At 69.0% G+C, this 24,545-nt stretch carries 24 protein-coding genes; 10 read left to right on the forward strand and 14 right to left on the reverse strand.

Annotation, left to right across the window (positions count from 1 at the left end):
* Positions 1–45 precede the first annotated feature (45 nt).
* Positions 46–900, reverse strand: coding sequence for an SDR family NAD(P)-dependent oxidoreductase (locus TBU01S_RS14330; protein ID WP_068637321.1), 855 nt, complete (start codon positions 898–900; stop codon positions 46–48).
* Between the two features lie 162 nt (positions 901–1,062).
* On the reverse strand, positions 1,063–1,827 hold the full coding sequence (locus TBU01S_RS14335; RefSeq protein WP_068637323.1) for an SDR family oxidoreductase: 765 nt from the start codon (positions 1,825–1,827) through the stop codon (positions 1,063–1,065).
* A gap of 154 nt (positions 1,828–1,981) precedes the next feature.
* Here TBU01S_RS14335 and TBU01S_RS14340 point away from each other — a divergent pair, with 154 nt between their 5' ends.
* Positions 1,982–2,881, forward strand: a complete 900-nt coding sequence (locus TBU01S_RS14340) for a cache domain-containing protein (RefSeq protein ID WP_068637325.1) — start codon at positions 1,982–1,984, stop codon at positions 2,879–2,881.
* A 65-nt stretch (positions 2,882–2,946) separates the two neighbouring features.
* On the opposite strand, the gene TBU01S_RS14345 is transcribed toward TBU01S_RS14340, so the two are convergent.
* From TBU01S_RS14345 to TBU01S_RS14400, 12 genes are all read right to left on the reverse strand, one after another.
* Positions 2,947–4,098, reverse strand: coding sequence for a helix-turn-helix transcriptional regulator (locus TBU01S_RS14345; protein WP_068637327.1), 1,152 nt, complete (start codon positions 4,096–4,098; stop codon positions 2,947–2,949).
* Positions 4,099–4,145: 47 nt separating this feature from the next.
* On the reverse strand, positions 4,146–5,090 hold the full coding sequence (locus TBU01S_RS14350; RefSeq protein WP_068637364.1) for an electron transfer flavoprotein subunit alpha/FixB family protein: 945 nt from the start codon (positions 5,088–5,090) through the stop codon (positions 4,146–4,148).
* A gap of 8 nt (positions 5,091–5,098) precedes the next feature.
* Positions 5,099–5,848, reverse strand: coding sequence for an electron transfer flavoprotein subunit beta/FixA family protein (locus TBU01S_RS14355; protein ID WP_068637328.1), 750 nt, complete (start codon positions 5,846–5,848; stop codon positions 5,099–5,101).
* A gap of 39 nt (positions 5,849–5,887) precedes the next feature.
* Positions 5,888–6,340, reverse strand: coding sequence for a MaoC/PaaZ C-terminal domain-containing protein (locus TBU01S_RS14360; protein ID WP_068637330.1), 453 nt, complete (start codon positions 6,338–6,340; stop codon positions 5,888–5,890).
* A complete protein-coding gene (locus tag TBU01S_RS14365) occupies positions 6,337–7,419 on the reverse strand; it encodes an alkene reductase (protein WP_068637332.1) in 1,083 nt (360 codons plus the stop codon). The genes TBU01S_RS14360 and TBU01S_RS14365 overlap by 4 nt, the downstream gene beginning before the upstream one ends.
* A gap of 8 nt (positions 7,420–7,427) precedes the next feature.
* Positions 7,428–8,195 carry an SDR family NAD(P)-dependent oxidoreductase gene (locus TBU01S_RS14370; protein WP_068637334.1) on the reverse strand — a complete coding sequence of 256 codons (768 nt, stop codon included), beginning with the start codon at positions 8,193–8,195 and terminating at the stop codon, positions 7,428–7,430.
* 182 nt (positions 8,196–8,377) lie between these two features.
* A complete protein-coding gene (locus tag TBU01S_RS24990; protein WP_068637336.1) occupies positions 8,378–9,421 on the reverse strand; it encodes a ferredoxin--NADP reductase in 1,044 nt (347 codons plus the stop codon).
* A 30-nt stretch (positions 9,422–9,451) separates the two neighbouring features.
* The gene (locus TBU01S_RS14380; RefSeq protein ID WP_068637366.1) at positions 9,452–10,675 is read right to left on the reverse strand and encodes an acyl-CoA dehydrogenase family protein; all 1,224 of its coding nucleotides are present in this window, start codon (positions 10,673–10,675) and stop codon (positions 9,452–9,454) included.
* A gap of 161 nt (positions 10,676–10,836) precedes the next feature.
* Positions 10,837–12,804: a (Fe-S)-binding protein gene (locus TBU01S_RS14385; RefSeq protein ID WP_157659155.1), complete on the reverse strand. Its 1,968-nt coding sequence runs from the start codon at positions 12,802–12,804 to the stop codon at positions 10,837–10,839.
* Between the two features lie 52 nt (positions 12,805–12,856).
* A complete protein-coding gene (locus tag TBU01S_RS14390; RefSeq protein WP_068637339.1) occupies positions 12,857–14,050 on the reverse strand; it encodes a thiolase C-terminal domain-containing protein in 1,194 nt (397 codons plus the stop codon).
* Positions 14,043–14,477, reverse strand: a complete 435-nt coding sequence (locus TBU01S_RS14395; RefSeq protein ID WP_068637341.1) for a Zn-ribbon domain-containing OB-fold protein — start codon at positions 14,475–14,477, stop codon at positions 14,043–14,045. The genes TBU01S_RS14390 and TBU01S_RS14395 overlap by 8 nt, the downstream gene beginning before the upstream one ends.
* A gap of 10 nt (positions 14,478–14,487) precedes the next feature.
* The gene (locus tag TBU01S_RS14400; protein WP_068637343.1) at positions 14,488–15,435 is read right to left on the reverse strand and encodes an electron transfer flavoprotein subunit alpha/FixB family protein; all 948 of its coding nucleotides are present in this window, start codon (positions 15,433–15,435) and stop codon (positions 14,488–14,490) included.
* A 396-nt stretch (positions 15,436–15,831) separates the two neighbouring features.
* Between TBU01S_RS14400 and TBU01S_RS14405 the strand changes: the two genes are divergently transcribed.
* The 9 genes from TBU01S_RS14405 to TBU01S_RS14445 all read left to right on the forward strand — a co-directional run.
* Positions 15,832–17,013, forward strand: coding sequence for an acyl-CoA dehydrogenase family protein (locus tag TBU01S_RS14405; protein ID WP_068637345.1), 1,182 nt, complete (start codon positions 15,832–15,834; stop codon positions 17,011–17,013).
* Positions 17,014–17,031: 18 nt separating this feature from the next.
* Complete coding sequence (locus TBU01S_RS14410) at positions 17,032–18,192, forward strand: CaiB/BaiF CoA transferase family protein (protein WP_068637347.1); 1,161 nt, start codon at positions 17,032–17,034, stop codon at positions 18,190–18,192.
* Between the two features lie 55 nt (positions 18,193–18,247).
* Positions 18,248–18,769 carry a MaoC family dehydratase gene (locus TBU01S_RS14415; protein ID WP_068637349.1) on the forward strand — a complete coding sequence of 174 codons (522 nt, stop codon included), beginning with the start codon at positions 18,248–18,250 and terminating at the stop codon, positions 18,767–18,769.
* The gene (locus TBU01S_RS14420) at positions 18,766–19,254 is read left to right on the forward strand and encodes a hotdog family protein (RefSeq protein WP_068637351.1); all 489 of its coding nucleotides are present in this window, start codon (positions 18,766–18,768) and stop codon (positions 19,252–19,254) included. Before TBU01S_RS14415 ends, TBU01S_RS14420 begins: the two co-directional genes overlap by 4 nt.
* Before the next feature lie 56 nt (positions 19,255–19,310).
* Positions 19,311–20,471, forward strand: a complete 1,161-nt coding sequence (locus TBU01S_RS14425; protein WP_068637353.1) for an acyl-CoA dehydrogenase family protein — start codon at positions 19,311–19,313, stop codon at positions 20,469–20,471.
* Positions 20,472–20,506: 35 nt separating this feature from the next.
* A complete protein-coding gene (locus tag TBU01S_RS14430; protein WP_068637355.1) occupies positions 20,507–21,259 on the forward strand; it encodes a DUF2889 domain-containing protein in 753 nt (250 codons plus the stop codon).
* A 15-nt stretch (positions 21,260–21,274) separates the two neighbouring features.
* Positions 21,275–22,507, forward strand: a complete 1,233-nt coding sequence (locus TBU01S_RS14435; RefSeq protein WP_068637359.1) for a CaiB/BaiF CoA transferase family protein — start codon at positions 21,275–21,277, stop codon at positions 22,505–22,507.
* 22 nt (positions 22,508–22,529) lie between these two features.
* Positions 22,530–23,750, forward strand: coding sequence for a CaiB/BaiF CoA transferase family protein (locus tag TBU01S_RS14440; protein ID WP_068637360.1), 1,221 nt, complete (start codon positions 22,530–22,532; stop codon positions 23,748–23,750).
* 65 nt (positions 23,751–23,815) lie between these two features.
* Positions 23,816–24,545, forward strand: a 730-nt coding sequence (locus TBU01S_RS14445; protein WP_068637363.1) for a TIGR03619 family F420-dependent LLM class oxidoreductase, incomplete at its 3' end; no start/stop codon positions are given.

The following is a 24,545-nucleotide window of genomic DNA, read 5'->3' on the forward strand; positions in this document are numbered from 1 at the left end:
GATGCTCATGAAAAGCGATACTCCTCTTTCAAGACGGCGGCCGGCTCAGGCGAGCCCGGCAGCCGGTTCGCGCCAGTCGGGCACGATGCCGTGCTCGAGGGCGAAGGGCTGGGCCTGGATGCTGCGGCGCTGGAAACCGGCCGCCTCCGGCGCGGTGGCCAGCCAGCACAGCACGGCAGCCGGCACCTCCGGCGGCGCCACCCCGTTGCGCAAGGCGACGATGCCCTTGTCGCCGATGGTCGCGTGCAGCGCTTCGGTCGCCACCACCCCCGGATTCACCGTATAGGCGCGGATGCCCTGTTCGCCGAACTCCGCCGCCAGCACCCCGGACAGGCGCGACACCGCCGCCTTGCCGGCGCCGTAGGCATAGCCCCAGCCGCCCTTGCCTGCGGCCACCGGCGGATCGCTCTCGCCGGCCCCGGAAGTGACGTTGATGATCGTGCCGCCCCCCTGGGCCAGCATCGCCGGCAGCAGGCATTGCGTCAGTACCACCGGTGCCACGACGTAACCCTGGAACACGCGCTGCAGACCATCGACGTCCAGCGCCAGGAAGGGCGCATTGAGGTCCGCGCCCTGGTAGATCGCATTATTGACCAGCACGTCGATGCGGCCGAAGCGCTCCAGCACCGCAGCGGCCGCATCGCGCACCGAACGCTCGTCGAGCAGGTCCATGCGCACCGTGCATGCCTCGCCCCCCAGGGCACGCACCGCCTCCGCGGTGGCGGCGAGACTGCCCGCGAGCGGACGGCCATCGGCATGGGTCAGCGCGTGGGCATGCGTCTCGCCTTCCTCCAGCGTCCGCGCGCTGATCGCCACGTCGAAGCCTGCACGGGCGAAAGCCAGCGCCGTCTCGCGGCCGATGCCGCGGCTGGCGCCGGTAATGAAAGCCACTTTGTTCATCGTGCCACTCCAGGACGGTAATCGCGCCAGTCTAGCTGCCGGCCCCGCGCCGTCATCGTCGGTTCGGACCATGCGGCGGCCGCCCGGCGACACGGATCCAGTCAACACAAAGCCGGCCGCGACGGGCCGGTTCGGGTACAGCCAGCGGAAATGCCGGAGTGCTCAGAAGCGATCGGCGCGCGTCATCGCGTCCATGCCGCCATCGACGAAGACGACGGTGCCATGCACGAAACTGGCCCGCTCCGACTGCAGAAACTCGACGACGCCGGCGATTTCGTCCGGCCTGCCGGGGCGCCCGAGCGGGGCCACGAACTTGCGCGTCGCCTCACCATAGCGCGCATCGGCCAGCGAGGCGGCGAACAGCGGCGTCTCGACCGCGCCGGGTGCAAGCACGTTGATGCGGATGCCTTGCGGCCCCAGCTCGACCGCCTTCCTGCGGGCGAATACCGTGACCGCGTACTTGGAACCGGCATAAGCGGCCTGCGGAACGGCCATCCCGTCGGCCTGGGCGATGGCGCCCGCCTCGTCGCCGGCCAGCATGGCCGCCACCATCGGCAGCTTGTCGACGCCATGGACGGACGCCACCGAACCGATCAGCAGGATCGCCGGCTTGCTGCCGCGCGACAGCGCCCCTTCCAGGCCTTCGACCAGTTCGGTCATGCCGAAGTAGTTCACACCCACGATCATGCCGCTGGACGGCGCGGTCGGCCCCAGCCCGGCGCAGCACACCAGGCCGTCGAGCACGCCGCCGCAGGCCGCCAGCGCGGCGTCGACCGCGGCCTTGCGCCCCGCTGCAGTCGACAGGTCGGCGACGATGTCGGCGTTCTGGCGGTCGATGCCGACGACGCGGTGCCCCGCGCGCTCGAGTTGCTTGCTGACGGCTGCGCCAATGCCAGAGGCCGAGCCGGTGACGACGGTAATGGTCACGAATCACTCCCGAAGATGCCCGCGAGGGGTGCAAAAGACGAGGGCAGTATCGGCGCCGCCCTCCCGCGCCGGCATCGTCCAGGCGGACTAAGACCGGGCCGATGCCTTGAACCTACAATCGCAGGACGCCAAGTCCATACCGAGGATTCGTTCCATGACACCGTTCAAGACCCTCGCCGCCGCCGTGAGCCTGGGCTGCGCCCTGCTGGCAGGCCCGCTGCACGCCGCGGACGCCACCGCCCCGGCTACCCAGGCGGCCAGCAGCGATGCGGCCAAGGCGCAGGCACTGCTCGACCAGGCCGAAGCCTATCTGCGCGCGCATGGCGACCAGGCCATGGCCGGCTTCAGCCGCGCGGGCGAATTCGTCGATGGCGAGCTGTACGTGTATGTGCTCGACACCCGGGGCAACTTCCTCGCCAGCGGCGGCAGCTCGACCACGCTGATCGGCCGCAACGTGGCCGGCGTTGCCGACTCGGACGGCCGCCTCTTCTTCCGCGACATGATCGAAAGCGCCAAGGCCCGGCCTGCCGGCCAGATCGAATACCGCTGGAGCAACCCCGTCCGCGGCATCAACGAAACCAAGATCGCCTCCTGGCGCCGGGTCGGCGACCACATCCTGGTGATCGGCTACTACGCGCCGCACCCCAGCTTCGAACTGGCGAAATCGCTTGCCTGGCGCGCGGTGCACACCCTCAAGGTCAGCGGCGAGGACGCCTTCGCCCGCTTCAACAGCCTGAACGGCGGCTTCGTCCAGGACGACCTCTACGTCTTCGTGATCGGCCTCGACGACGGGATCATGCACGCACACGGCGGCCAGCCGCGGCTGATCGGGCGCAAGGCCACCGAACTGGTCGATCCGGTGAGCGGCCGCCGCTTCGTCAAGGACATGATCGACATCGCCCGCGACAAGGGCGAAGGCGAAATCCGCTACACCTTCCGCAACCCGCTGACCCTCAAGAACGAAGGCAAGCGCACTTACGTCGTGCGCGTCGGGCAGTATCTGGTCGGCGTCGGCACCTACGCCGAACCGGCGCCACGGCAGAACGGCGAGTAAGCACCGGCGGGCCGCCGCAAGACGGCTGCCGGCAAGCCGGCGGCTTTTCGTCCCTTTGCGCCTTGCTACTGCTTGTGGCTGAGCGCGGCGACGCTGTTGAGCATGATGCGGACCAGTTCGGTCTGGCGGCGCACGCCGGTCTTGGAGAAGATCGAGCGCAGATGCGCGCGTGCGGTATTGCGCCGGATGTTCAGCTCCTCGGCCGCCTCTTCGAGCGACAGGCCGTTGGCCAGTTCCATCGCCAGCGCGGTTTCGGCCGGCGTCAGGTTGAAGAGCTGCTTCGCCGCCGCCGTGCTCGCCAGCAACTTGCCGGTGGCATCGCGGATATAGACCAGCACCGACGGCTGGCCCTTGCCTTCGGCCCATTCCTGGGACGGCACCGGCTCGACCACCACGCCCAGGCTGACCTGCCCCGACGGCCGCGACACCGACATCGCCGACGCCGCCGCCATCAGCGCATCGCTGCCGCCGGGGCGCTGGCGCACGAAGGCATTGCGGATCAAGGTCTGGAGTTCGCGGTTGTCGCTCGGGTAGGAGGCTTCGAGCTTGCCGCCGACCAGCTTCAGGCCGTCGCTGGCTTCCAGCAGTTCGCGCGCGATCAGGTTCTGCTCCAGTACCCGGCCGCTGTCGTCGAGCACGATGGTGCCCACCGACAGGCGCCCGATGGCCTGCGAATAGAGCGAGCCGAGCGATTCGCTGCGGTCGAGCAGGTTGTGGATGTGCAGCGCCCGCCGCAGGTGCGGCAGCAGCGCCTCGCAGCGCTTGCGGTCAAGATCGCTGAAACGGGGCGCGGACTCCGGGCGCGTGAGGCGGAAGCGCAGCTTGCCCGCGTCCGGCGTCGAGATGTCGACGCCCATGACGTGGAACACATCGACCGGCTCGCACCAGTGCTGGTAGTAGGCCGTCCGCCGCCACTCCGCCTCGGTCATCAGGTCCTGCATCAGGAAGACCTTGTCGGCGGGCTGGTTGGCGAAAGGCGTCATCGAATGGCCATAAGGCAGGTAGGTGACCTTGTCGCCCCCTTCCACGCCCACGGCGATCATCATCCCGAGGTTGCCCTCTTCCGGGCTGCGCAGGATCAGGGTCGCGTAGTTGGCCTGGAACAGCACGCGGAACAGCTCCAGCGCCTCGCCCCAGCGCCGGCTGTCGAGCGACGCATCGTAAAGTGCCGAAACGATCGCATCGTATTCCGGCAGTCCCAGTTCAATGTCGCTCAAAACCCTTCCCCTTCAGTTTCACACCGGCAGCCGGAAGGCCTGCCGCCTCAGGTCGCCGCCACGCTCGACGTCAACGCGGGCACGGCCTCGAACAGGTCGGCAACCAGTCCGTAATCCGCAATCTGGAAGATCGGCGCATCCGGATCCTTGTTGATCGCGACGATCACCTTCGAATCCTTCATGCCGGCCAGGTGTTGGATGGCGCCCGAGATGCCCACGGCGACGTACAGACCGGGGGCGACGATCTTGCCCGTCTGGCCCACCTGGTAGTCGTTGGGCACGAAACCCGCGTCGACCGCCGCCCGCGATGCGCCCAGCGCGGCACCGAGCGTGTCGGCCAGCGGATCGAGGACGCGATGGTAGTTTTCGCCGCTGCCGAGCCCGCGTCCACCCGATACGACGACCGCCGCGGTGCCGAGTTCCGGCCGCTCGGACTTGCTCAGCTCGCGCCCGACGACGCGGGACAGCGCCAGATCGGGGCCAGCGGCGATCTCCTCCACCGCCGCGCTGCCGCCGCTGCCGGCCGCATCGAAGGCGGTGCTGCGTACCGTCAGCACGTCGAGCACCTGGTCCGACTCGACCGTCACCATCACATTGCCGGCGTAGATCGGCCGCTCGTAGCGGCCGGGCGCCGAAATCCCGACCACGTCCGAAACCGCCGCCACATCGAGCAGGGCCGCCACCCGGGGGGCGAGATTCTTGCCGAAACTGGACGCTCCCGCAAGCACCGCGCGGTAGCCGCCTTCGGTCGCCACGCGCTGCACCAGCACCGCCAGGTTCTCGGCCAGCGGTTCGGCATAGTGCGCCGCATCCACCTTGAGCACCCGCGCCACCCCCGCCACCGCCCGGGCCTGCGCCACGGCCGCATCGCAGGCGTGGCCGGCGACCAGCACGTCGACCGTGCCGCCGAAGCGCACCGCCGCCGTCACCGCATTGAGGCTCGCCGTCGCCAGACGGCCGTTGTCATGTTCCGCAATGACCAGTGTCTTCATCATCCGCCTCAGATCACCTTCGCTTCGTTGCGAAGCTTGTTCACCAGTTCGGCCACGTCGGCCACCTTCACTCCGCCCTTGCGCGCCGCCGGTTCGGCATGGCGCACATGACGCAGGCGTGGCGCGACATCGACCCCGAGCTCGGCCGCCGGCAGCACGTCGAGTGGCTTCTTCTTCGCCTTCATGATGTTGGGCAGCGTGGCGTAGCGCGGCTCGTTCAGGCGCAGGTCGGCGGTAACCAGCGCCGGCAGCTTCAACTCGACGGTTTCCAGGCCACCATCGACCTCGCGCGTGACGCTCGCCGTTCCGGTGCCGATCACCAGCTTCGAGGCGAACGTGGCCTGCGGCCAGCCCATCAGCGCCGCCAGCATCTGGCCGGTCTGGTTGGCATCGTCGTCGATCGCCTGCTTGCCGCAGATCACCAGTTGCGGCTGCTCGCGTCCGGCCACCGCCTGCAGCAGCCTGGCCACCGCCAGCGGCTGCAACTCGACATCGGTCTCGACCAGGATGGCACGATCCGCGCCCATCGCCAGCGCAGCGCGCAGGGTTTCCTGCGACGCCGCCGTACCGCAGCTCACCGCCACCACTTCGGTCGCGGTACCCGCTTCACGCAGGCGCACGGCTTCCTCGACGGCGATCTCGTCGAAGGGGTTGATCGACATCTTCACGCCTGCCAGTTCGACCCCACTGTGGTCGGACTTGACCCGCACCTTCACGTTGTAATCGACGACCCGCTTCACCGGGACAAGAATCTTCAAAGCGTTCTCCTTGCAAACGAATGTTCGGGCAGCGGGCCGTCAGGCGGCCACTGCATCGCGGCGCAGCATCACCACGTTGTTGTCGAAGCTCACGAGCGTCTCTCCCCGCTGGTTGAAAAGCTCGAAGCGGGATACCAGCAAGCCGCGTTCGGGCCGGCTGCCGGGCTGGCGGTCGATATGGGTCACGCGCACCCGCAATTCGTCGCCCGCCACGCCGGGCCGGTGAAAGCGCAGCCGATCCCAGCCGCGTCCGGCGATCGAGGCCGTTTCCTCATGCACGATCGTATGGCTGAGCCGGATCGCGATCGACAGCAGATGCACGCCCGCGGCAAACAGCTGCCCGATCGGGGATTTCGCCGCAGCCGCCTCGTCCACATGAGGCGGAAACGGATCCCACTCGGCAGCAAAGCCCTTGATGTTCTCAGCCGTCAGCAGATAGCTCACCGTCGACTCGCTCGGCGAGTCCAGGGTCACGTCTTCCCAGTAGATCACGCGCTCACCCCTTCGGCGGCAGGATAGTCGGTATAGCCTTGCGCGCCGGGCGTATACAGCGTCCTGCGGTCGAAGCCGGCCAGCGCCAGGCCGTGTTTCAGGCGGCCGACCAGATCCGGGTTGCCGATGTAATGGCGCGCGAAGGACACTGCCTCGCCCGCGCCGCCGGCGAGCGCCGCTTCGGCGGACGCGCCGTCGAAGCCGTCGTTGAGGATCAGGCCGCGGCCGAAGGCGGCGCGCGCCAGGGCGAAGGCGTCGATCCCCGGCACCGGCGCCCGCATCACATGCGCGTAGGCGAGTCCGAGACAGGCTGCGCGCCGCGCCAGTTCAGCGTGCGTTTCCGCCGGATCGCCGTCGCGGGTGTCGTTGTAGGTGTTGCCCGGATTGAAGCGCAGGCCCACCCGGCCCGCACCGATCGCGTCCGCCATCGCCTGCAGGCATTCCACCGCGAAACGCACCCGGTTGGCGGCACTGCCGCCGTATTCGTCCGTACGCAGATTGGTGCCGCTGCACATGAACTGCATCGGCAGGTAGCCGCTGGTGCAGTGCAGTTCGACGCCGTCGAAGCCGGCCTCGCGGGCATTGATCGCCGCCTGGCGGTGCTCGCCCACCACCGCGCGCACCTCGTCGGTGCCCAGCGCGCGCGGCATGTCGTAGGGCTGCATGCCGGCGCTGTCGGTGAACACCTCGCCCGCGGCGCGGATCGCCGACGGCGCCACGGTATCGACGCCGTCGCCCTTGACGTGGCGGCTGCCGATGCGGCCGGCATGCATGATCTGCAGCACGATGCGGCCGCCGCGCGCATGCACCGCATCGGTGAGCTTGCGCCAGCCGGCGACCTGCGCCGGCGTCGCGATGCCCGGCTGGCGGCAATAGGCCTGGCCGGTGGCGCTGGGCCAGGCGCCCTCGGCCACGATCAGGCCGGCATCGGCGCGCTGGGCATAGTGCGCCACCATCAGTTCGGTCGGCACGCCGGCGGCATCGGCCCGGTTGCGCGTCATCGGCGCCATCACGATGCGATTGGCGAGTTCGAGCTCGCCCAGCCTCAGCGGACTGAACAAATGCGGGAAAGCGGCCATGGCAGCACTCACAGCGCGGTCACCAGCACCGACGAGCGCCCGCCGTCGACCGGCAGGCTGGCGCCGGTGATGTAGGACGCCTCGTCGCTGGCGAGGAACAGGATGGCGTTGGCCAGCTCTTCGGGCTGGCCAACGCGCCCCATCGGGATCAGCTTCTCGGTGTTCCGGCGCGAAGCCTCGTCGGCCAGCATGCCGGCGGTGGCCGGCGTCTCGACGACGGCGGGGATCACCACATTGACGCGGATGCCGTGCGCCGCGCCTTCGGCCGCGGCCGCGCGCGAGAAATTGTCGACCGCCGCCTTGGCCGCGGAATAACCCGCCATCCACGGCGTGCCGAGCTGGCCGCAGATCGACGACACGTTGACGATCGCGCCGCCCTTGCCCTTCATCAGCCGCATCGCGGCACGCGTGCCCCAGAAGGTGCCGTCGACCGAGGTGCTGAAATTGGCGTGCCAGTCGGCGGTCGACATCTCCTCGATGCTGCCCCAGGTGTAGGCCATCGCGTTGTTGACCAGAATGTCGAAGCGCCCGTGGCGTGCGGCCACGGCTTCCAGCGCGGCGGTGAAGCCGGTCTCGTCGCTGACGTCGGCCACCACCGCCTCGGCCTCGCCGCCCGCCGCGCCGATGCGCGCGACGACTTCATCCAGCGGCTCGCGGCGCCGGCCGCAAACGACCACCATCGCCCCTTCCTGCGCGAAGCGCTCCGCGGTGGCGGCGCCGATGCCGCTGCCGCCGCCCGTCACGAAAGCCACCTTGCCCTGCAAACGACCGGTCATGAATATCTCCTCTTGCCTGTATCCGGAAAGTCGGACTTGCGCCTTCCGGACAAGGGTAGGAAATCCGCCCCCGGCCGCCATCGTCCGTTGAGACTAAGAAACGGGCGGCGAGCGGACGGCGGCGGCCGTAGACGGAAAAAGCGGCCACGCGGCCGCCTCTTCGCTTCGCCGCACACACCCTCTCAGCCGGGGAAACGCACCCTGACACGCCCGCTGACAGGCAGCGCCTGGCAGCACAAGGTCCAGCGCTTGGCCAGGTCCTTGGCATCGAGGACTTCGTTGTGGCGCAGGTGGACTTCGCCTTCGATCACCTGGCACATGCACGATGCGCACATCCCCGCCTGGCACGAATAGGGGGCGGCGACGCCGGCCTTGAGCGCCGCTTCGAGCAGGGTTTCGGTACCGGCGACTTCGAGGACATGCACTTCGCCATCGAGCTCGATCTCCACCGTGGCAGACTCGATCGCCGCCGCCGGCGCAGGCGCCGCGGCCTTGATCGCGGCGACGTCCTCCTCGTCGGGCAGCGATACGAAACGCTCGACATGCACCCGCTCGCCATCCACGCCGGCCAACTCCAGCGCGGAAACCATCGCGTCCATGAAGGCCGCCGGCCCGCAGATGAAGGCCTGCGCCGCAGCAAAAGGTCGCGCAAGCTCGGTCAGTTGCGCGACCGAGGGCACGCCCTGCACCGAATCGAGCCAGTGGATCACCTGCAGGCGGGCAGGATGCTGGGCCGCGAGGGCATTGAGTTCGTCGCGGAAGATCACCGAACGCTCGTCACGGTTGGCGTACAGCAGCCGGATCCGCCCCTGCCCGTGCGCCAGCGCCGAACGCAGGATCGAGAACACCGGCGTGATGCCGCTGCCGCCGGCGCACAGCAGGAAATCTTCCTGCAGCGAAACCGGGGTGAATACTCCGGCCGGGGCCAGCACCTCGAGTACATCGCCGGGACGGATCTTGTCGCACACCCAGTTCGAGCCCCGCCCTCCGCTGACGCGCTTGACCGTCACGCGCAGGCTGGCATCGAGCGTGGGCGCACTCGACATCGAGTAGCAGCGCGGCAGGTGGCGGCCCAGCACCGGAAGCCGCAGGGTCAGGAACTGCCCGGGGCGGTACTTGAAGGCGTCGGCCAGTTCGGCCGGCACCTCGAATACGAGCGACCTGGCGTCGTGCGTTTCGTCGATGACCGCACTGACCTTCAGGCGATGATAGTGCTGGGCTGTCATGTCCTCACCTGCTCCTTTCGCAGCCGGCGCTCAGATGTACGGATCGGCGTTGGGCAGGCCGAGCATCACCGCGCCATGCGCGCGCGCATAGGCATCGCTGTTGTTGGCGATATGGCCGCGCGCCTGGTGGATGTCGCGGAACACACGCTCGATCGGGTTGCCCTTGTACATCCCCGACGCGGCCCCGGCGCGCATCAGCTCGCTGGCCGCCGCGGCGCACAGCTTGGGCACCTGGGAGGCCTGGGCGCGCTGCATCAGGCGCTCCTCGACCGTCATCTGCGCGCCCGTCCTGGCGCACTCGACGATGCGGGCGTAGTTGCGGAACAGCACCAGCTTGAGCTGGTCGGAGGCCATCATCGCCTCGGACACCGCCAGTTGCGCATTGACGTCCTCCGCCGTCTTCGCGCCGTGCTTGCCGACGTGGGCAGCGGCGCGCTCGCGGAAGCTGGCGATCGCGCCGTCGAGGGCGCCGATGCAGGCCGACGACACCGCGCGCTGGAAGACCTGGGTGAAGGGAATCCTGTACACCCAGCCCGGATTCGTCTGGCGGCCGGGGCAGCCGGCATCGCTGTGGTCGTTGGTGTGATGGGTGCGATGCGCCGGGACGAAGGCGCCATCGACCACGATGTCGTGGCTGCCGGTGGCGCGCAGGCCGAGCACGTCCCAGTTGCGCTCGATGCGGAAGTCCGACTTCGGCAGCAGGAAGGTGGCGTGCTCCAGCGCGCCGGAGCCGTCCTTCTTCGGCAGCAGGCCGCCGAGGAAGATCCAGTCGCAATGATCGACACCGCTCGAGAAGCCCCAGCGCCCGGAGAAGCGGTAGCCGCCCTCGACCGGCTCGGCCTTGCCGGTCGGCATGTAGGTCGAGGCGATCAGCACCGAGGTGCCCTCCGCCCACACGTCCTGCTGGGCCTGCTCCGGGAACAGCGGCAGCTGCCAGTTGTGCACGCCGATCACGCCGTAGATCCAGGCGGTGGACATGCAGCCCTCGGCGAGCGTCATCTGGATGCGGTAGAACACGCGCGGATCGAGTTCGTAGCCGCCGAAGCGCCTGGGCTGGAGCACGCGGAACAGGCCCGCCTCGTTCATCTCCCGCACCGTGTCGGCCGGCACCATGCCGGCGCGCTCGGCTTCGAGCGCACGTTCGGCGAGCGTCGGCACCATCGCCCTGGCCCGCGCCAGCAGCTCGACCGCCTCCAGCGTCATGTAGTCCTCGGCCGCATTGCCAAGAACGTGATCTTCTCCAACTACGCCCATTTTCGTGTCCTCCGTGATCGCCGGGAAAGGCATTTTTCCGCTGCATGGTTCTACCGCGACGGAGGCAATTTCCCACACGCCGGAAAGGCGCTCATCGTCTGAACGGACGACCAGGCCAAGCGGCGGGGGACGAAGGGTTCTTTCACGCCGCCGGCAAGCGCTCAGCGCCCGGCCGCCGGCAATATCCTCTCCGCCACCAGTTCGGCGACATCGAACACCTTGCGCTCCGGCCCCTCGCGCGACGCGCTCGAACCGAGCATCAGCAGGCAGAACGAGCACGAGGTGGCGATCTTGCCCGCACCGGTGTCGAGCGCCTCGCGGGTGCGCACGTCGTTGATGCGCGCGCTGCCGCTGTTGCCCGCGCTCCAGTAGTTGCAGCCGCCGGCGCCGCAGCACATGCTGTCCTTCCTGCTGCGCGGCATCTCGATCAGCGTGCCGAGCGCGGACAGGACCTTGCGCGGCTCCTCGACGATGTCGTTGTGGCGCGCGAGGTAGCACGGGTCGTGGAAGGTGATCAGTTCGGCATCGTCACGCGCCACCTGCAGGCGGCCCTGCGCGATCAGTTCCTCGATCAGCACGGAGTGCGGAATCGTCACCCAGTCCGCTCCCAGTTCCGGGTAGTAGCGGTCGAAGCTGTTGAAGCAGTGCGCGCACATCGTGATCACCTTGCGGATGCCGCGCTCGCCGAAGGCTTCGATGTTGTCCTGCGCCATGTCCACGAACTGGATCTCGTTGCCCGCCATCTTCGCCGGATCGCCGGTGCAGCGCGCCTCGCCCAGCACGCCGTAGGACACGCCCGCGGCCTCGAGGATGCGCACCATGGCGCGGGCGACCTCCTGCGCGCGCTCCTCGTAGGTCACCGCGCAGCCCAGCCACAGCAGGTATTCGGTCTTGCCCGCCTCGAACAAGGGGATGTCCAGCCCCTTGCACCAGTCGTCCGGGTTGGCCGAAGTGCCGGCAAAGGGATGGCCGCGCGCCTCCAGGTTGCGGTTCGCCAGCGCCAGCGTGTCCGGCATCTCGGAACGGTCCATCACCAGGTTGCGGCGGAATTCCAGGATGATCTCCGCCGGGCTGTTGCTCACCGGGCATTCCTCCACGCAGGCGGCGCAGGTCGTGCAGTCGAAGATGGCTTCGCTGCCGACCTCGTCGATCAGCTGCGCGTCGTCGGCCCGGCCCTGCTCGAGATACTCGGCACAGGTCAGCATGACTTTCTTGGGCGACAGCGCCTTGCCCGTCTGCGCCGCCGGGCAGACTTCCTGGCAGCGGCCGCAGCCGAGACAGGCCGACAGGTCGAGCAGGCTCTTGCGCGGCAGCTCGCTCAGGCGGGTGGCGCCCAGGCGCAGCGAATCCTCGTCGGCGTCGAAATCGATCGGCGCGAGCTGGATGCCCGGGCGCGGCCGCGCCAGCGCCGAGTTGGCGGGGCCGAGCAGCATGTGCGACAGCGGCGTATAGGCGATCAGCGCGATGAAGCTCACGCCCAGCAGACCATGCCCCCACCACATCAGCGTTTCTCCCCAAGCCAGGCTTGCGGCGTCCAGCCCGGCCAGCCCTGCCGCCAGCGCGCTGCCGACGAACTCTCCGGCCGGCGCCGCCGGCAGCGTCGCCAGCCTGAAGGCCTCGGCGACGAAACCGGCGACGACCGTCAGCAGCAGCAGCACCTCCATGGCGACGAAACCCTTGCGCTCTCCGCCCTCGACCAGGCGCGGCAAGCGGCCGAGGCGGCGCAGGAGGAAGAACGCGGCACCCGACAGCATCGCCAGGCCGGCCAGCTCGCGCGCCCAGCGCATGACCACGGTGCCGAACCAGCCCGCATAGACATCCACGCCGACGAAGCTCAGCGCGAAGCTCGCATGGCCGACGATCGCCACCACCGCCCCGCCCAGCAGCAGCGCATGGGCCAGGCCGGCCACCGGGCGCTTCCACAGGCGCTCGGCCAGCAGCGCGCGCCGCACGAAGCTGTGCGCATTGAACGCCCGCCCGGCAAAGCTCCGCCCCGCAGCGGGAGGCGGCCCGGCGCGGCCCTGCCCGATGCGCCGGCCGTAGCGGCGCAAGCCGAGGACGAGGGCAGCGAGGGCCGCGCTCAGCAGCAGCGCGAGGATGAAATATTCGATCACCGATGGAGAAGACATCTGCGACATCCCTGTTCAGTCTCTGCCCGGCTGCCGGCCTCGCACGGCCGGCTCAGCGCTTGAGAATGGCGGCCGTGGCATTGCCGCCGAGGCCGTTCGTCTGCGCCAGGCCGACGCGCGCATCCGGCACCTGCCGCGCCCCGGCTTCGCCGCGCAGCTGCCAGGTCAGCTCGGCAATCTGGAACACGCCCATTGCCGTCGTGGCCTCGCCGAAGGAGACGAAGCCGCCCGAAGGATTGATCGGCATGCGGCCGCCGGGCGCGGTCTCGCCGGCCTCGACGAGGCGCTCCGCCTCGCCCGCTTCGCACAGCCCCCACTCCTCGGGGAAAGCCAGCTCGTAATAGCAGGTGTTGTCCTGCAGCTCGGTGAAGCCGATCTCGCGCGGACCGATGCCGGCGCGCTCGAAAGCGCGCAGCACCGCCGCCCTGGCCTCGGTATGCAGGCTCGGACCCGCCGGCACCGGCCCCGCCAGGCTGCGCGGCAGCGCGTCGTCGAAGGCGATCGTGGCCACGGTGCTGGTCGCCACCGTGATCGGCCTGCGCGTGAAGCGGCGCGCCATCGCCGCCGAACAGATGACCGCGGCAGCGGCGCCATTGGACACCGGGCAGATCTCGAACAGGCGCAGCGGATCGCTGACGTAGGGCGAGGCCAGCACCTCCTCCACCGTCACCGCCTTGCGGAAGCGCGCGTAGGGATTGCCCACCGCGCACTGGCGGGCCTTGACCGTGACCCTGGCCATCTGTTCTTCGGTGGTGCCATGGTCGTGCATGCGGCGGCGCGCGAGCGTGGCCCAGAACGACGGCCCCGGCATGCCGACGCAGCGCTGGCGCAGGAATTCGGGATCGGCGGCATCCTCGACGCCGGAAGTCTGGATCATGCCCCTGGGCATCACCTCGCCGCCGACCACCAGCATCATGTCGTAGATGCCGCCCGCCACCAGCGAGTAGCCCACGTTGAAGGCGTTGCCGCCCGCCGCGCAGCCGGCCGAAAGGTTGTAGACCGGAACGCCGGTGCCGCCGAGATCCTCGACCACGTCGTTGCCGTTCAGGCCCCAGCCCTTGCCCCCGGAGAAGCGGGAGCTGGCGGCCGACACCGCCTCGATCTGCCGCCACGACACGCCCGCGTCCTTGAGCGCCATGTCCACCGCCGCCCGGCACAGTTCGGTGACCGACTTGTTGCCCACGGCCTCGTCCCCGGTCTTGCCGAAGCGGTGCATGCCCACTCCCAGCACCACGACTTCACGCATGTTCCCTGCTCCCCCGGCTCAGCTCGAATTTCCAGGAAGTGAAAGCCTTCCCGTCCTCGTGATAGATCGGTGCCACCACCAGATCGACGCGGGCGCCGACACGCATGTCGGCCGCCTCGCCCACCATCTGCCCCACCACCCGCAGCCCCTGGTCCAGATCGACCACCCCGATCACATAGGGCCGGAACGGCTCATCGAACCTGTGCGGCGCAGGCGGGGCGAAGTTCGCCACCGAATAGCTCCACAGCGTTCCGCCGCCACCGAAGGCCTGCGGCTCCAGCGCCGATTCCGCGCACGACGGATTGCGGCAATGGGAAGGCGCCGGAAAGTACGGCGTCCCGCAGCTTCGGCAGCGGGCACCCAGCAGGCTTGCCCCCCCTTCCTCGGTGAACAGGCCGGGCACGCAAGGTTCGCGCAATTCGCTCATCGTTCCCTCCTCAGGCCCGGGCCGCGCGGATCAGCTCGGGCAGCAGCTCGACGCAGTCGCCGACCACGCCGTAACGCGCGTAACGGAAGATCGCGGCATCGGGGTCCTTGTTGATGGCGACGATGGTCTTCGCCGCCGAGCACCCCGCCATGTGCTGACTGGCGCCGGAGATGCCGACCGCGATGTAGAGGCCGGGGCGGGTGATCTTGCCGGTCAGGCCGACCTGGTGCGACGAATCGATCCAGCCGTCGTCGACGATCGCGCGCGAGCCGCCCCACATGCCGCCCAGGGCATCGGCCATCTGCTTGACCAGCTCGAAGTTCTCGCGCTTGCCCAGGCCGCGGCCGCCGGAGACGATGATCTCCGCATCCTCCAGCCGCTGTTCCGGCACCTGCGGCGCCGATACGAGCTCGAAGCCGGGCGTGGCGGCGCCGGCATCCACCGCGACGCGGCTGATCTCCACCTCGCAGGCCGTCGCCGCCTTGCGCGCCGCCAGCGCAGTGGTGACCACCGACAGCACGTTGCGCGGCGCCGTCAGCAGGTATTCGGCACGGGTGTCGCCGCCATAGGCGCTGACCTCCGCCTTCAGGCCTCCCTCGGCGCCGGCCAGCGCCACCACGTTGGCCAGCACCGGCAGGCCGAGGCGGCCGGCCACGCGCGCAGCGACGACGCGGCCCTCGACCGTCTGGTTGAACAGCACCAGTTCGGGCATCTGCGCCCGGCAATAGCCGGCAAGGACCGCGACGCGGGCATCCACGCCCTGCGGCGAGACGTCGATCACGTCAACGTGGCGCACGCCATGCAGCGCCGCAAGGGCGGCGGCCTCCCGCTCCAGCTCCGCAGTCACCGCCCAGCGCAGCTCGAGGCCACGCCCAGCAGCCAGGTCGGCAGCCAGGGTCAGGGCCTCCGCAGCCCCTCCCTCGATTTTTTCACCCCAGGAAAACAGCACGACAGCCATGGCATTCGCTCCTTGATTCATGTTGATCCGATTCGGCATCGGCCGCCGGGCCACTGGCGCGATTCCGCACGATCTGCCACGCAGTCTAATCGGGCGCATTCATCCGGGGCGGCGGCCATCGAATCAGTTGGGGCCTTAGCCATTTCATTTCCGGACAGCGTGCCGCCGCGCGAATTTCTGCATCGCCATTGCCGCAATTCGCCTTCATTGCAAAGACTCCATTCCTCCCATCCGGCTGCACACAGGAGATGTCCGCATCTGCCATTACTCCGGCCACTTCCGAAACCCGGCGGCGAAACCGGCTTTTCTTGCGCTGGCTAGAATGGAATCCGGTATCGGGGGCATGCGACGCGATTCATGCGAACCGTTTTTTCAGGAATCATTCAGAGGGCAATCATGGATTTCGAGTTTTCGGAACAGGAATGCGAGTTTCTGCGCGAGGTCGATCGCTTTCTCGCCGAGAATCATGATCCGCAGGTGATGGACGTGACGCGCGAAAACATGGCTCAAGTATGCGACACGCCCGAGCGCCGCGCCTTCATGAAGAAGCTCGCCGCCCGCGGCTGGCTGGGCATCACCTGGCCGAAGAAGTACGGCGGCCAGGACGGCGCGGGATTCTACGAATACCTGCTCAATGAAAAACTGTCCTCCGTCGGCGCACCGCAGATCGGCAAGGGCATCGGCATCATCGGCAAGACGCTGATCAAGGTCGGCTCGGAAAAACTGAAGGCCGAATTCCTGCCGAAGATTCTCGACGCATCGATCGAATTCGCCGTCGGCTATTCCGAACCGAACGCCGGCTCCGATTCGGCCGCGATGCGCCTGAAGGCGGAGCGCCACGGCGAGGGCTGGATGCTCAACGGCCAGAAAGTGTTCACCACTTCCGCGCATTTCGCCGACTGGTACTGGGTCGGCGCGCGCACCGATCCCGACGCGCCCAAGCACCACGGCATTTCGCTGTTCCTGGTGCCGATGAACCACCCCGGGCTCACCCTCCATCCGATGTACACGATGGGCAACGAACGCACCAACGCGGTGTTCTTCGACAACGTCTTCGTCCATGACGACTACCGCGTCGGCGAGCTCAACAAGGGCTTCCAGTACATCGCCGAGGCGCTGGACATCGAGCGCTTCACGATGTTCACGCTGTCGCCGATCCGCGGCCGCATGGAACTGCTGTGCGACCACGTGCGCACGGCGAGCCGCGACGGCAGGCCGCTGCGCGAAGACCCCGTCATCCGCCAGCGCATCGCCCAGCTCGCCACCGAATGCGAAGTGGCGCGCGTGCTCAGCATCAGGTTCGTCGATGCCGCGCTCAACAGCGACAAGACGCCGACCAACGAAGCTTCCCAGTACAAGCTCTATGCCACCGAGCTGTCGCGCCGCATCGCCGACGCCACCATGGACATCGTCGGCCCCGGCGCACAGCTGGCGCTGGGCACCGAGGACGCCCCGCTGCGCGGCCGCGCCGAGAGCTGCTACACCTACACGGTGATCGACACCATCGGCGGCGGCGCCTCGGAAGTGCAGAAGAACATCATCGCCAAGCGCAAGCTCGGCCTGCCGAAGAACTTCTGAGTAAGCGGGACGAAACGCATGACCTCGATGAAGGACCTCATCGTTCTCGATCTCGCCAGCGTCGGCCCCGCCGCGCGCGCGTCGCGCCTGCTGGCCGACTTCGGCATGCAGGTGATCAAGGTCGCCCCGGTGCAGGCCAGGGGCGCCAAGCAGGTCGACCCGGTGTTCCATGCCTACGGCGCGGGGCGCGGCATGCGCCGCATGCGTGTCGACCTGAAGGCGGAAAAGGGCCGCAAGCTGATGCGCCACCTGGCCTCCTGCGCCGACGTCTTCATCGAGAGCTACCGCCCCGGCGTCGCCGCGCGGCTCGGCATCGGCCACGAGGAACTGTGCGCGCTCAACCCGCGCCTGGTGTACTGCTCGACGAGCGGCTACGGGCAGGACGGCCCCTACGCCGGCTGGGTCGGGCACGACATCAACTACCAGGCCGTCAGCGGCTATCTCGCCTGCAGCGCGCGCGATGCCGATGGCGTCCCGGCGCTGCCCGGCGCGACCGTCGCCGATGGCGCCGGCGGCGGCATGCATGCCGCGCTGTCCATCCTCGCCGCGCTGCTCGAGCGCAGCCACAGCGGCCGCGGCAAGTACCTGGACGTGTCGGTCACCGACGGCATGCTCAACCTGATGTCGCTGTACGTGGACCAGTACCTCGCCACCGGCGAGGACACCGGCCCGGGCTCGGGCGTGCTCACCGGCAGGTACGCCTGGTACGGCGTCTATGCCACGCGCGACGGCAGGTTCCTGTCCGTCGGCGCGATCGAGAACCACTTCTTCCGCAAGCTGTGCGCCCTGCTCGAACTCGGGCAGTTCGCCGAGCGCCAGTACGACGCCGCGGCCCAGGCGGACATGCGCAGCGCCTTCCGCGCCCGCTTCCTCAGCCGCGACCGCGACGAATGGGTGGCGCTGCTGGCCGCTGCGGACACCTGCGTCGCACCGGTGCTGTCGGTGCCGGAAGTGTGCGCCGATCCACACTTGCGCGCGCGCGCCAGCTTCACCGCCGCGCTGCATCCGGAACATGGCGAGTTCGAGCAGCTCGCCCCCCTGCTCGCCGGCAGCGAGCGCAATGTCCCGCCGCACGCCGTTGCGCGCCCGGGGCACACCGATACCGACGAAATCCTGCGCGCCGCCGCACTGAGCGCAGCCGAGATCGAAACGCTGCGTGCAGAGGGTTGCGTCGAATGAGCGGCACCGCCCATCCCTCCGCCGCCAAGGACAAGACTTCAAGGAGCGAAGCTTCATGAGTGCAGCAGACGACCTGCCGGACGCCGTGCGCAAGATGATCGGCGTGCCGATGTACGAGGCGCGCAGCGAATTCCCGATCGAGATCGGCTACGTCTACAACACCTGCGCGGCCGTCGGCAACGGCAACCCCCTGTACTGGGACGACGAAACCGCGCAAGCCGTCGCCGGCGGCCGGATCGCGCCGCCGACGATGCTGTCGGTGTGGTTCAGGCCGCACTACTGGGCGCCGGGCGCGAGCGGCGAACGCAAGGCGATGCAGGCGCATTTCGACCTCAAGGCGCTGCTCGCGCTGCCCGAAGCGGTGGTCGCCAGCAACGAGGCCAGCTTCGGCGAACCGGTGCGCATCGGCGACGTGCTCACGACCTGCCAGATCGTGCGCTCGATCGGCCCGCTCAAGCAGACCCGCCTGGGTACCGGCCGCTTCTGGACGGTGGATGTGCGCAGCACCAACCAGCACGGCGACTGGGTCGGCACCGAAAGCTACACCTTCCTCGGCTACCGGAGGCCCGGACAATGAACACGAACAGCACGCCGCGCCTGCTCTTCGGCGACCTCGAGGTGGGCGGCCGCCTGCCCCCGCTCAGCCACCGGGTGACGGCGACCACGGTGGTGCTGGGCGCGCTCGCCAGCCGCGACTGGCGGCCGATGCACCACGACAAGGATTTCGCCATCGAGCGCAACGGCACGCGCGACATCTTCATCAACACGCCCAACAACGCCGCCTGGTTCGAGCGCTACATCACCGACTGGACAGGGCCTTTCGGCCGCCTCGGGCGCCTCTCCTTCCAGATGAAGACGCCGGTGTTCCCCGGCGACGAGATGCGCTTCGACGGCACGATCACCGCACTCGCCACCGACGGCGAAGGCTGCGGCTGGGTCGATCTCGAACTCGACATCAGCGTCGACGGGCAGACCCGCACCGTCGGCACGGCCCGCGTCGCCGTTCCCGCCGATGCCGCCGACAACCCCTGGAAACGCAGGGGCGCCCGCTGGCAACCCTGATCCACTCACACAGCCAGGCCCCGACGGGCCGCTCACGAAACCGATAGAGGCCACACATGGATCTGAAGTTCACCGACGAACAGAACATGCTCCGCGACATGACCCGCGATCTGTGCAGCGATTACAGCGGCATCGACGTGGTGCGCGCAATGGAGAACGACCCGGTCGGCATGCCCGCCGACCTGTGGGCACAGATGCAGCAGACCGGCCTGCTCGGCATGCGCATTCCCGAAGCGCACGGCGGCATGGGCCTGAGCCTGCTCGACTGCGCCGTCATCTACGAACAGCTCGGGCGCTTCCTCGCCCCCGGGCCCTATTTCGACAGCACCCTGATGAGCGCCGGCGCCCTGGTGCACGCCGGCGACGGCGCCTGGCAGGCCGAACTGCTGCCCGCGATCGCCGCCGGCGAGCAGATCGTGGTGCCGGCCTGGCTCGAAGCGGACGGCGGCTTCGGTCCCGCCGGGGTGCAGCTGCGCGCGCAGCCCGACGGCGACCACTACCTGCTCGAAGGGGTGAAGCGGCACGTATTTCATGCCCGCGCCGCGCACCGGCTGCTGGTGCTGGCCCGTACCGGCGAAGGCGCGGAAGCGATCTCGCTGTTCGTCGTCGATGCCGACAGCCCGGGCCTGCACTACGAACAGCAGCGCTCGATGGCTTCGGACACCCAGTACAAGCTGACTTTCGACAAGGTGCGCATCCCCCGCTCGGCCCGCGTCGGCGCCGAGCACGCCGGCTGGGCGGCATGGAACGCCGCCATGCGCGAAGGCATCGTGCTGCTGGCCGCCTGGGCCGCCGGCGGCGCCGAGCGCGCGCTCGAGATCACCGTGCAGTATTCGAAGGACCGCGAACAGTTCGGCAAGCCGATCGGCGCCTTCCAGGCCCTGGCCCATTACATGGCCGACGCCAGCACCGTGGTCGAGGGCGCCAGGACGCTCGTGCTCGAGGCCGCCTGGGCGCACGCGGCGGGCAAACCCATCGACCGCCTCGCGCCGATGGCCAAGCTTTTCGCCGCGAAAGCCTTCCGCGACGTCACCGCGATGGCGCAGCAGGTCCACGGCGGCATCGGCTTCACCCTCGACTACGACATCCAGCTCTACTACCGCCGCGCCAAGCAGCTGCAGATGAACTGGTGGGACTCGCGCCATCTCGAGGACCTGGTCGCCGCAGCGGTGCTCGACGGCAGCGGGCGCAGCATCGACGACCCTTTCACGGTCTAGCCGCCGGGCAGGCGCGGAACGGAGCGGCAAGCACCATGGCCAGACCCAACCCCAGCTACGGCGCCGGCGTGTTCCGCCGGCGCATCCGCCTGCATGCTGCCGCAAATACGGTCAGCGTCGCCCTCGAGGACGGCAACCACGGCTTTCGCATCCAGCTGCGCCACGACGGCGAACGGGTGACGGACATCGGCGTGGATGCCCTGCGCCATCCCTTCGACACCTGCCCCGAGGCGGCCGGCCCGCTGCAGCGCATCGTCGGCCACAGGCTCGACAGTCCCATGCAGGCGCTGCGCGACCGCGTCGTGCCCGGCGAGAACTGCACCCACCTGTTCGACATGGCTGCCCTCGCGGTCAGCCACGCCGGGCACAGCGACGCGGTGCTCGAGTACGACATGGCGGTGGAAGACGACAAGGGGCGGCCGGCACGCGTCGACATCCGCTGCAACGGCCGCCAGGTCCACGCCTGGGAAGTCGAGGCACACCACGTCGTGGCGCCGCCGGCGCTCGCCGGCAAGCCGATGATGCGCGGCTTCCACGCCTGGGCCGCCGCCTGCTTCGACGGACCGGAACTCGAAGCCGCGATCGCCCTGCAGCGCGCCTACTTCGTCGCCCAGAGCCGGCGCTTCAGCTTCGACCCGCCCGAGGCCAACCCCGGCATCGCCGACGGCATGCCGCAGGGCAGTTGCTATTCGTACAACCCCGGCGCGGTGGAACGCGCCCTGCGCAGCGCCGGCACGGTGCGCGACTTCACCCACGCCGCGGACAAACTGCTCCGCTTCGAACCCTGAACGAGGAGCCACAAGATGAGCAGCGGCACGACCACCATCCGCCCCGCAGCCCTGGCCGGCCTGCGCGTGATCGATTTCGGCCAGGGCGTCTCGGCGCCGCACTGCGCCCGCCTGTTCGCCGACTACGGCGCCGACGTGATCAAGGTCGAACCGCCCGCGGGCGATGCCGCGCGCGCCAGCGGCCCCTACCCGGACGACGTCCCCGACCGCGAACGCAGCGGCCTGTTCTTCTTCCACAACACCAACAAGCGCGGCGTCACCTGCAACGTCGAGCATCCCGAAGGCAGGCGCCTGTTCCTCGAACTGATCGGCAAGGCCGACGTGCTGGTCGAGAACAACCTGCCGGCGCGGATGCGGCAGTGGCAGCTCGACTACCCCACGCTTGCCGCGCTCAACCCGCGGCTGGTGATGATCTCGATCACGCCCTTCGGGCAGACCGGCCCCTATAGCGGCTGGAACGGCTACGACCTCAACGCCTACCACCTGTCGGGGGCGAGCGCGCGCTACTGCGGCCGGCCGCGCGAGATGCCGCTCGAACACGGCACTTTCTCGGCCGACTATTTCGGTTCGGTGACCGCGGCGGCCTGGGGGCTCGCTGCCGTCTTCGGCCGCGACGCCGTTGGCGGCGGCCAGCAGGTCGACGTGTCCTGCGCCGAAGCGATCGCCGCTGCCTTCGTCGGCGGCCAGAACATCGGCGGCCTCGCCCAGGACGGGCGCTCGGACTCGCGCACCGGCGTCGGCATGCCGCTCGGCGCACCCGCCACCATCCTGCCGTGCAAGGACGGCCACGTCTGGATGCTGGCCCTCGAACCCGGCCAGTGGAAAGGCCTGTGCAAGGTGATGGGCGACCCGGAATGGGCCCGGCTCGACATGTTCGACGACATGTACACCCGGGCGCAGAACGCCGATCTCATCTACGAGCTGATGCGCGACTGGCTGATGGCGCACGGCAAGATGGAGATCATGGAGATGTGCCAGGCCGCAGGCTGCCCGGTGACGGCGGTGTTCACCGTCGAGGAGGCCGCACGCCACCCCCACCTGCAGGCACGCGGCCATTTCGTCGACATCGACCATCCCGCGCTCGGCCGCGTGCGCAGCCTGGGCGCCCCCTTCAAGCTGCCCGCCAGCCCGGGCGGGCCGCATTCGCCGGCACCGCTGCTCGGCCAGCACAACCAGGACATCTATGGCGGCCTGCTCGGCCTGCCGGCAGCCGAAATCACGCGCCTGCAGGCGCTCGGCGCCCTCTGACGGACCAACCCGGACCCACGCCATGACGAACACGCTCCCGCTGCAAGGCATCCGCATCATCAACTTCGGCTGGGTGTGGGCCGGGCCGGTGGTCGGCCAGACCCTCGGCTTTCTCGGCGCGGAAGTGCTGAAGATCGAGTCTCGCGCCCGCATCGACATGACGCGCAACCTGCCGCCGTTCGCCGAAGGGGTGCCCGGCCCCGACCGCAGCCTGTCGAACCACGCCTGCTGGGCGGGCAACGGTTCGGTGATGGTCGACCTGAAGCACGCCGAGGGCCGCGAGCTGGTGATGAAGCTGATCGCCGAATCCGACGTCGTCATCGAGAACTTCGGCCCCGGCGTCATGGAGCGCCTCGGCTTCGGCTACGAGGCCCTGCGCGCGGCGAGGCCCGACATCATCCTGTTCTCGATGCCCGCCGCCGGGCTGTACGGGCCGCTGGACCACGTGCGCACCTATGGCCTCAGCCTGACCTCGCTGACCGGCCTGGACAGCCTGGTGGGCTACGAAGGCGGGCCGCCGATCCCGGTCGAGAACGCTTATTCCGACCCCTTCGCCGGCATCTTCGGCGGTTTCGCGATCCTCGCCGCGCTGCACCACCGGCGCAGCAGCGGGCAAGGCCAGCACATCGACTTCTCGCAACAGGAAGCGGTGATGCAGATGGTCGGCCCGGCCTACATGGACTACGCGCTGAACGGGCGCTCCGGCGGCCCCAGGGGCAACCGCCATCCGACCGGCGCGGCCGCGCCGCACGGGGTGTTCCCGTGTGCCGGCGACGACCGCTGGATCGCCATCGCCGTCGGCAGCGACGCCGAGTGGGCCGCGCTGGCCGAGGCGATGGGCTCGCCGGCATGGGCCTGCGAGCCGGCCCTGGCCAGTGTCGCCGGCCGCGTGCAGGCGATCGACCGCATCCATGCCGAAATCGCCGCATGGACGCGCGGCCACGACGACCGCAGCCTCGCCACGCGCCTGCAGGCTGCCGGCGTCGCCGCCACGCCGGTGCTGGCGGTGGCCGACCTGCTCGACGACCCGCACTACCGCGCCCGCGGGACCTTCATCGAGGTGCGGCATCCGCTCGGCTTCGACGAAACGCTGTACGGCGGCTACGTCAAGATGAGCCGCACGCCGGCCGTCGTCAGGCCGGGCCCGGTGATGGGCCAGGACAACGACCGCGCCTTCCTCGACATCCTGAAGCTGCCTGCCGAGGAATATCAACGCCTGAAGGAATCGCAGGTGATCTACTGAGCCTCGCGGCCGGCCGCACGGCCCGGCCCCATCCGCCAGACTGAGCAAACACGGAGACGCACGACATGAAATTCGCCCTGGCAACACCCGCCCTCAACACCTATCCGGCCGCGATGGCCCCCTGGGAGCCGAAAGCCGGCGGCGCCGAAATCCTGCGTTATGCGCGCAAGGCCGACGCCTTGAGCTGGGACTGGCTCACCCTCCCCGAGCATCTGGTGATGCCGGCCGAGATGAAGGAAGTCATGGGTTCGCGCTGGGCCGAGAGCATCACCGCCGCGGCGACGCTGATGGGCGCGACCCAGCGCATCCACATGCTCACCTACATCCTGCCCCTGCCCTACCGCCACCCGCTGCTGCTGGCCAAGCAGATCGCGACGATGGAATTCCTCGCCGGCGGACGCTTCACGCTCGGCACCGCGGTCGGCCACCTGGAGAAGGAGTTCGAGGCGCTCGGCATCCCCTTCCACAAGCGCGGCGCGATGACCGACGAATACCTCGCCGCGATGAAGGAGGCATGGACTTCCGACACCCCCGCGTTCGAGGGCGAATTCGTCCGCTTCAAGGACATCGTGATCGAGCCCAAGCCGGTGCAGAAGCCCCATCCGCCGATCTTCATCGGCGGCAACTCGCAACCCGCCATGCGCCGCGCCGCCGAGCACGGCGACGGCTGGATCCCCTGGCTGGTGACCAGCGAGGACCTGCCCGGCTGCATCGCCTACATGAAGAGCCTGCCCGCCTACGAGGCCAAGGCGGACCGCTTCGAGATCCTCGTCACCACCACCGCCTACAAAGGTT

Origin of the sequence: Thauera butanivorans NBRC 103042, assembly GCF_001591165.1 — a bacterium.
In the GTDB taxonomy this organism is placed as follows: domain Bacteria; phylum Pseudomonadota; class Gammaproteobacteria; order Burkholderiales; family Rhodocyclaceae; genus Thauera; species Thauera butanivorans.

Coding starts and splice junctions, on each gene's coding strand:
- TBU01S_RS14400 (WP_068637343.1), bottom strand. CDS start 15,435: ATGGCTGTCGTGCTGTTTTCCTGGGGTGAAAAAATCGAGGGAGGGGCT.
- TBU01S_RS24990 (WP_068637336.1), bottom strand. CDS start 9,421: ATGACAGCCCAGCACTATCATCGCCTGAAGGTCAGTGCGGTCATCGAC.
- TBU01S_RS14415 (WP_068637349.1), top strand. CDS start 18,248: ATGAGTGCAGCAGACGACCTGCCGGACGCCGTGCGCAAGATGATCGGC.
- TBU01S_RS14365 (WP_068637332.1), bottom strand. CDS start 7,419: ATGGCCGCTTTCCCGCATTTGTTCAGTCCGCTGAGGCTGGGCGAGCTC.
- TBU01S_RS14395 (WP_068637341.1), bottom strand. CDS start 14,477: ATGAGCGAATTGCGCGAACCTTGCGTGCCCGGCCTGTTCACCGAGGAA.
- TBU01S_RS14380 (WP_068637366.1), bottom strand. CDS start 10,675: ATGGGCGTAGTTGGAGAAGATCACGTTCTTGGCAATGCGGCCGAGGAC.
- TBU01S_RS14340 (WP_068637325.1), top strand. CDS start 1,982: ATGACACCGTTCAAGACCCTCGCCGCCGCCGTGAGCCTGGGCTGCGCC.
- TBU01S_RS14425 (WP_068637353.1), top strand. CDS start 19,311: ATGGATCTGAAGTTCACCGACGAACAGAACATGCTCCGCGACATGACC.
- TBU01S_RS14410 (WP_068637347.1), top strand. CDS start 17,032: ATGACCTCGATGAAGGACCTCATCGTTCTCGATCTCGCCAGCGTCGGC.
- TBU01S_RS14435 (WP_068637359.1), top strand. CDS start 21,275: ATGAGCAGCGGCACGACCACCATCCGCCCCGCAGCCCTGGCCGGCCTG.
- TBU01S_RS14430 (WP_068637355.1), top strand. CDS start 20,507: ATGGCCAGACCCAACCCCAGCTACGGCGCCGGCGTGTTCCGCCGGCGC.
- TBU01S_RS14405 (WP_068637345.1), top strand. CDS start 15,832: ATGGATTTCGAGTTTTCGGAACAGGAATGCGAGTTTCTGCGCGAGGTC.
- TBU01S_RS14385 (WP_157659155.1), bottom strand. CDS start 12,804: ATGTCTTCTCCATCGGTGATCGAATATTTCATCCTCGCGCTGCTGCTG.
- TBU01S_RS14330 (WP_068637321.1), bottom strand. CDS start 900: ATGAACAAAGTGGCTTTCATTACCGGCGCCAGCCGCGGCATCGGCCGC.
- TBU01S_RS14440 (WP_068637360.1), top strand. CDS start 22,530: ATGACGAACACGCTCCCGCTGCAAGGCATCCGCATCATCAACTTCGGC.
- TBU01S_RS14370 (WP_068637334.1), bottom strand. CDS start 8,195: ATGACCGGTCGTTTGCAGGGCAAGGTGGCTTTCGTGACGGGCGGCGGC.
- TBU01S_RS14350 (WP_068637364.1), bottom strand. CDS start 5,090: ATGAAGACACTGGTCATTGCGGAACATGACAACGGCCGTCTGGCGACG.
- TBU01S_RS14420 (WP_068637351.1), top strand. CDS start 18,766: ATGAACACGAACAGCACGCCGCGCCTGCTCTTCGGCGACCTCGAGGTG.
- TBU01S_RS14390 (WP_068637339.1), bottom strand. CDS start 14,050: ATGCGTGAAGTCGTGGTGCTGGGAGTGGGCATGCACCGCTTCGGCAAG.